We start from the raw sequence: 6,579 nt of genomic DNA on the forward strand, positions 1-6,579 counted from the left end.
AGTACATCGAGATGGAGTACAACAGCGACCGGCTCCACTCGTCCCTGGGGTACATCACCCCTCAGCAACATTTTTTAGCGGTTGCTGCTTAATCCGTGTCCGCTGCGACTTGACCAGAACAACCTCCGGCTGGCGTTCATCCCGTATCTCGAACCGCCATATCGCCTGCCGACGCTCAGCCTCGCTGGCCGTGAACAGGTCAAAGTCCAGCAGATGAATCCCCACCCGGGTGATGGGGTTGTTGCATCGTGCCGTTCCCTCATCCCCGGCCCACCTCAAACGCCACGATCTGCCGCTGTTCGCTGGAAAACTCCACGCCGATTAGGTGGATCGGCTTGCCGGAGGCCCGGTATTTGTCGGCATAGCCTCTGGCCTTGATCTGCTGCAGCGCCCTGCCCTCGGGGAGTTGCTCCACTACCTTGAACTCGAACAGGTAGATGTGGCCGCTGAAGTCGACGGTCATGTCCACCTTGCCGTGGTGGCTGGCATCTTCCACCGTGACCTGGACCCCCAGCGCAGCAAAATGGCTGTAGAAGACGCTGGCGTAGTGGCCTTCGTACCTCGCGATGGGGTTGTTGCGATACCAGTCATGGGGCAGACCGGCGTAGAGGGCCTTCAGGTGGGCTTCGAGGCCGGCCATGTCGGCCGCCTTCAGCAGGCGCGGCAAGCGGATGACCACATCATCGAAGACGGCATGGCTGACGCCCAGTGCGGGTAACAAGGCCTCATTGAGGCTGATTTCCACCTCCTGATTGGGGAGGCCCAGTTCATAGAGCGGGCGGTTGGGCACTTCTTCGTGGATGCCTTTCAGGGTCAGGTAGCCCGTCTGAAACAGCAGGGCATCGGTGGAGATGTCATCGACATCGAAGCGGCTCAGCAGTGCCGGCCGGCTGTGCCAGGCGGTGAGTGCGGGCGTGAAGACGCCGCGTTCCTTGAGGAGGTTCACCAGGAAGGTGGGCGTCGCGCTTTCGAACCAGTAGGGACCGAATTGGCGATTTTGCAGGAGTAGTAGCACGTCGAAGGGGTTGTAGACGGATGTCAACTCTTGCCCACCCCAGCGATAGCCGTTGTACCACTGGCGGATGGTCTCGCGGTCGAGGCCGGGCAGTTCCGGGGCGAATACCGTGTCGATGCCCTCATCGGTATAGCCGCAGATCGTTGAGTATTCCGGCAGCAGCGTGATGTCTCGCAGGTTGTTCAGCCCCGAGAAGAGGCTGACCTTGCTGAACATGGAGACGCCGGTGATCAGCACCAGATGCAGATGGGGGTCGGCATCCTTGATGACGCTGTAGAGGTTCTTCAGCCCTTCGCGCAGCTCACGCGCGCGCTCGGGCTCCAGGATGTTGTCCAGGATGGGTTTGTCGTACTCGTCGATCAGGACCACCGCCCGTTCGCCATACTGGGTGTGGGTGTCGCGAATCAGCGCGGAGAACTCTCCTGCAATGTCTGTCTCGCGCTGAAGTGATACCCCTAGACGCTCCCGTTCGCTGAACAACTGGTCACGAATCCGTGTGTCGAGCTCCTCCCGGTTGCGCATCACGCCGCTGCCGAAGCTGAGGCGAATCACGGGGTGGGTCCGCTGCCAGTCCCAGCGGTCGTGGATATGGAGCCCCTCGAAGAGTGCCTGATGACCCTCGAACAGGCAGCGCAGGGTGTCCAGCAGCAGGCTCTTGCCGAAGCGGCGGGGGCGGGAGAGGAAGTAGTAGCCGCCGATCTTCGCCATGGACTCGATCAGGGGGGTCTTGTCCACGTAGTAGTAGTGGCCCTTGCGCAGTTTTTCAAAGGACTGGATGCCGATGGGGAGTGTGAGGCGCTGATGGTTGGCCATGCCTGGCCCTCCGGGAATAAGTTTTATGCCGGTGGCAGTTTATCATCGCCCAGGAGAGCCAGAGCCCCTCTCTCGCTGGCGGCACAAATGAAGAGTGCCCATGTGCAAAAGGGGACAGACACCTTTTGCTGGTCTGTCCCCTTTTGCGGGCGCTTCAGGCCGTTTCTACCTCAAACGCCACGATCTGCCGCTGTTCACTGGAGAACTCCACCCCGATCAGGTGGATCGGCTTGCCGGTGGACCGGTACTTGTCGGCATAGCCCCTGGCCTTGATCTGCGCCAGCGCCCTGCCCTCGGGGAGTTGTTCCACCACCTTGAATTCGAACAGGTAGAGATGGCCGCTGAAGTCGACGGTCATGTCCACTTTACCGTGGTGGCTTGAATCTTCCACCGTGACCTGGACCCCAAGAGCGGCGAAGTGGCTGTAGAAGACGCTGGCGTAGTGGCCTTCGTACCGGGCAATCGGGTTGTTGCGGTACCAGTCGTGAGGCAGGCCGGCATAAAGGGCCTTGAGGTGGGTCTCCAGGCCCGCCAGGTCGTGCTGCTGCAAGTGCTTGAACAGGGTGCGGCGTTCACGTGGGCCGTTCTCGACGCCCAATGATGGGAGTAGCGCATGGTTCAGGCTGGTTTCCACCTCGTGGTTGGGAAAGCCCAGGGTGTACTGGCGGTAACCCAGCATGGGCTCCTTGATCTGCTTGATCGTCAGGTAGCCGGCCTGAAAGAGCAGCGCGTCGGTACTGATGTCGTCAACGTCAAACTGGCTGAGCAGCTCGTACTCCGTTTCCCACTGGTCCAGCGATGGCGTGAAAACCCCGCGCTGCTTGAGTAGATTGACCAGAAAGGTCGGCGTGGCGCTCTCGAACCAGTAGGGGCCGAACTTGCGTTTCTGGAGCAGTAGCAGCACATCGAAGGGGTTGTAGACCGATGCGACCTCGGGGCCGCCCCAGCGGTAGCCGTTGTACCACTGGCGGATGGCCTCGCGGTCCAGGCCGGGCAGTTCCGGGGCAAATACCGTGTCGATGTCCTCATCGGTATAGCCGCAAATCGTGCTGTAGGGTGCGTCCAGGGTGATGTCGTTGAGGTTGTTCAGCCCCGAGAACAGGCTGACCTTGCTGAACTTGGACACCCCGGTGATCAGCACCAGATGCAGATGGGGATCGGCGTCCTTGAGCACGCTGTAGAGGTTCTTGAGGCCCTCGCGCAGCTCCCGGGCACGCTCCGGTTCCAGGATGTTGTCCAGGATGGGCTTGTCGTATTCATCGATCAGCACCACTGCCCGTTGACCATGGTGCTGGTGGGTCTGGTGGATAAGCTCGCGAAAGCGGCCGGCAATGGAGGTGTTGCGCAGGGAAACGCCCAACGCCTCGGCCTGGGCATTGAGCAGTTCATGGATGTGGATGTCCAGACCCTCGCGGCTGGTCAGCACGCCATCGCCAAAACTCAGGCGAATCACTGGGTGAGTCTGCTGCCAGTCCCAGCGGTCGTGGATATGGAGCCCCTCGAAGAGTGCCTGATGACCCTCGAACAGGCAGCGCAGGGTGTCCAGCAGCAGGCTCTTGCCGAAGCGGCGGGGGCGGGAGAGGAAGTAGTAGCCGCCGATCTTCGCCATGGACTCGATCAGGGGGGTCTTGTCCACGTAGTAGTAGTGGCCCTTGCGCAGTTTTTCAAAGGACTGGATGCCGATGGGGAGTGTGAGGCGCTGATGGTTGGCCATGCCTGGCCCTCCGGGAACAAGTTTTATGCCGGTGGCAGTTTATCATCGCCCAGGAGAGCCAGAGCCCCTCTCTCGTGTGCAAAAGGGGACAGACACCTTTTCTTCAAAAAAGGGGTCTGTCCCCTTTTTGGTCGCGGGCGAGGCCCGGCCCACGCCCGCTGGTCTCGACTGGAGGCCGTCACTCCCGCGGAAGCGGGAATCCAGCGGATTCGAAGACGTGCTAGACTTCCCTACAGTTTCATGAACTACTCCCGCCAAGCCTATCAGGCTATGGCGTGAGTTTCGCGCTTCACGGGGCGTGCCGAATCATCCGGGAATGATTCGGTCTTACCGCCCTCCACGCATCGGCCACGTTCCCGACCGGATAACTGCTGCCTGGCCCAGTTCATCAAGACCCGAGCGGCGTTTTCGTCCCGCGAGCAGGACGCACCACAGGGGCACTCATGACGCCGCTGGCCGAGCGGCTTCTTCTCCTGCCGCCCGCAGGCGTGACAGGTCTGCGAGGGCTTGAGATGCCTTGTCGGAGCCTCCATCGCCCAGGTCCCAGCCTCTTCCGCTTTGTACCCGAGCAATTGATGGAAGGCCCCGCCAGCGGCATCGAGGATGCTGCGGTTCAAGCCCTTTTTGTACTGACCGCCCGAAGCGGTCATGTTGCGGATGTTCAGTGCCTCCAGGCCCAGGACGGCGAATTGCCCAACAAGCCGCGCCGTCGTCTGATGCTGAAAATCGTGGCGCTGGTTCGCCACCTTGCGGTGGAGTCGGCGCAAGCGCTCGTATTCCCTCTGTAGCCGGTTGGAGACAGGGAAACGCCGCTGCCTGCCGGACGCCTTCTTGGCCGCCTCCTCTTTGCGGGAGATGTGGCGCTGGACCCTGCGAATTTCGTTCAGACTGCCGGCCAGGTAGCGCGGGTTATCGATGGTTTCGGTCCCCGCGGACGTGGCCATGGTGGCGAAGGTTTCCAGCCCCCAGTCCAGACCCCCAAGTGCGTCTCCGCGCTGACGCGACGGTGCACAGTTCAGCGTCACCGACGCGTACCAGCGGCCGTTGCGACACAATACCTCGCAGGTCTTCGGCGTACCGGTGGTTCGAGGTTTGCCCCGGATCGCGATCTTGCCGACACCACTGAGCCGCAGTGTCCCGTGTTTCATCCGTTCATTAGTGATCAGGCGCCAACCGTCACCGTGGGCTTTGTAACCCCACCCCTTGAAGCGATGCAGGGGCTTGAAGCGCGGAAAGCCCGGCGTCTCGCCGTTCTTTACCCGCCGGAAAAAGTGCTTGCATGTGCATCTGCTCCTGGAGCTGACGCCGCGCACCGCGCCATCTGCGTTCGTGAATAATCTCAAGACCGTCACCTCGCGACTGATCCGCAAGGAGTACGGGGAACACATACGGCGCTACTACTGGCACAAGCCGGTGTTCTGGTCTCGCAGCTACTGCATCATCAGCGTCGGCGGTGCGCCGCTCTCGGTCCTGAAGCAATACATCGAACAGCAGGAGGCACCGGAGTGATGGCGCTGCGCGCCATGCGCCGCTTCACCACCCCCTAAGCCGCTGAGCGGCTATAGGCGGAGCACTGCGGCGATCGATCTCCCTAACTCTCATGCATCACGGTGGTGAGGCACCCCCGATGATGAAAGATACATGACGAGCCCCTCTCCCCTCAGGGGAGAGGGGTTGGGGTGAGGGCAAACACCGCAGGCAGCGGGCAACGTCACAACTCAGCATCATCCGCCAACCGCGCGATCCACGCCGCCAACCCAGCACCATCCCCGGTAGCCACCGCCTCACCACACCCGGCCTCACCCAGCACACGAGGGATCTCCCCCTCCACATCCCCCTACAAACAACGTGGGCTGTCCCGGCCTGACCGCCGACTTCACGCACTGCCTCCATCCCTCTCTGATCGGCTACCCTATGGGCCCACCCACCCCGACACCGCAGGCCATGGGCAACACCCTCCCCAACCCCCACGACACCCTGTTCAAGGCCCTGCTCGAAGATCCCGAACGGGCCAGTGCCCTGCTGCGCGAGAGCCTTCCCAAGGCCCTCACCGACAAGATGGCCGATGATCCCCGACCCGTGGATGGTTCCTTTATCGACGAGAACCTGCGTGGCACCCACAGTGACCGGTTGTTCCAGGTGGCACTACGGGATGGCCGCAGTGCCTTCATCTACACCCTCATCGAGCACAAGTCCTGGCCCGACATGGGGGCACCCCTGCAACTGATGGGCTATCGCCACCGCATCTGGACCCGCTACGCCCAGGACAAACCGGAACAACTGCGCAAGCTGCCACCCATCATCACCCTGCTGGTCTACCATGGCCGGACACCCTGGAACGTGCCCACCCGCCTGATCGACTGCATCGACGCCGACGAGGATCTGCTTGAACTGCAACGGGATGGCGGCTATGCGGTCAAAGACCTCAACGGCAATACCCCGGCCTACGAGGACTTCTCCGACCACCCCCTGCTGCGGGCAGGACTGGCGGCCCTGGCATGGGCCTTCGTCAAACAGTTTCACCCCGAGCAACTGGCCCGGTTACTGCGGGATTTACCCGATGAACACCCCCTGACCCGGCAGATATTGATTTACATCGTCCGGGTCCACACAATGACCGAAGATGAATTCAGGCAAGGGGTGGCCATGGCCAAACCCCATCTCGTGGAGGCACTCACTATGTCGCTGGCTCAGGAATGGATGGATCGCGGCGAAGCCAAGGGACTCCAGAAAGGCATTCAGCAAGGGCTTCAACAGGGCGAGGCTCAGACCCTGCTGCGTCAGATCGAGCGCAAGTTCGGCCCCCAGGCAAGGATGCACTGCCAACAGCACGTCCAACAGGCCGATGAGGCTCAATTACTCCAGTGGATCGACAACATCCTCACCGCTGAACACCTCGAAGACATCTTCCAGGACGATTCCTCCCTGCAGTAACCCTGGCCACGGACCTGGCCCACAAAAAGGGGTTTGCCCCCTTTTTGTGGGCCCTTTTGCTCCTACACCCCCGCCGCCACTGCCCACCCCCCAGGCAAATACC

Annotated in this window: 5 protein-coding genes; 2 read left to right on the plus strand and 3 right to left on the minus strand. The window is 61.6% G+C overall.

Annotated features, from left to right (window positions below):
- Positions 1-259: 259 nt before the first annotated feature.
- From CKO35_RS17020 to CKO35_RS17030, 3 genes are all read right to left on the minus strand, one after another.
- Positions 260-1,828 (minus strand): ATP-binding protein, encoded by a 1,569-nt coding sequence (locus CKO35_RS17020; protein WP_200177309.1) that lies wholly within the window; start codon positions 1,826-1,828, stop codon positions 260-262.
- A gap of 154 nt (positions 1,829-1,982) precedes the next feature.
- Positions 1,983-3,542, minus strand: coding sequence for an ATP-binding protein (locus CKO35_RS17025; protein WP_200177310.1), 1,560 nt, complete (start codon positions 3,540-3,542; stop codon positions 1,983-1,985).
- Positions 3,543-3,805: 263 nt separating this feature from the next.
- Complete coding sequence (locus tag CKO35_RS17030) at positions 3,806-4,930, minus strand: RNA-guided endonuclease InsQ/TnpB family protein (RefSeq protein WP_242467335.1); 1,125 nt, start codon at positions 4,928-4,930, stop codon at positions 3,806-3,808.
- Here CKO35_RS17030 and tnpA point away from each other — a divergent pair.
- Together tnpA and CKO35_RS17040 are read left to right on the plus strand one after the other, a co-directional pair.
- On the plus strand, positions 4,824-5,051 hold the full coding sequence (gene tnpA, locus CKO35_RS17035) for an IS200/IS605 family transposase (RefSeq protein ID WP_338031826.1): 228 nt from the start codon (positions 4,824-4,826) through the stop codon (positions 5,049-5,051). The genes CKO35_RS17030 and tnpA overlap by 107 nt on opposite strands.
- Positions 5,052-5,486: 435 nt before the next feature.
- Complete coding sequence (locus CKO35_RS17040; protein WP_200177313.1) at positions 5,487-6,476, plus strand: Rpn family recombination-promoting nuclease/putative transposase; 990 nt, start codon at positions 5,487-5,489, stop codon at positions 6,474-6,476.
- Positions 6,477-6,579: the final 103 nt, after the last annotated feature.

The sequence above is a fragment of the Ectothiorhodospira shaposhnikovii genome, assembly GCF_016584105.1.
Taxonomy (GTDB): domain Bacteria; phylum Pseudomonadota; class Gammaproteobacteria; order Ectothiorhodospirales; family Ectothiorhodospiraceae; genus Ectothiorhodospira; species Ectothiorhodospira shaposhnikovii.

Bases quoted from the DNA above. Each gene is read 5' to 3' on its own strand.
- CKO35_RS17020 (WP_200177309.1), bottom strand. From the start codon at position 1,828: ATGGCCAACCATCAGCGCCTCACACTCCCCATCGGCATCCAGTCCTTT.
- CKO35_RS17025 (WP_200177310.1), bottom strand. From the start codon at position 3,542: ATGGCCAACCATCAGCGCCTCACACTCCCCATCGGCATCCAGTCCTTT.
- CKO35_RS17030 (WP_242467335.1), bottom strand. From the start codon at position 4,930: ATGTGTTCCCCGTACTCCTTGCGGATCAGTCGCGAGGTGACGGTCTTG.
- CKO35_RS17040 (WP_200177313.1), top strand. From the start codon at position 5,487: ATGGGCAACACCCTCCCCAACCCCCACGACACCCTGTTCAAGGCCCTG.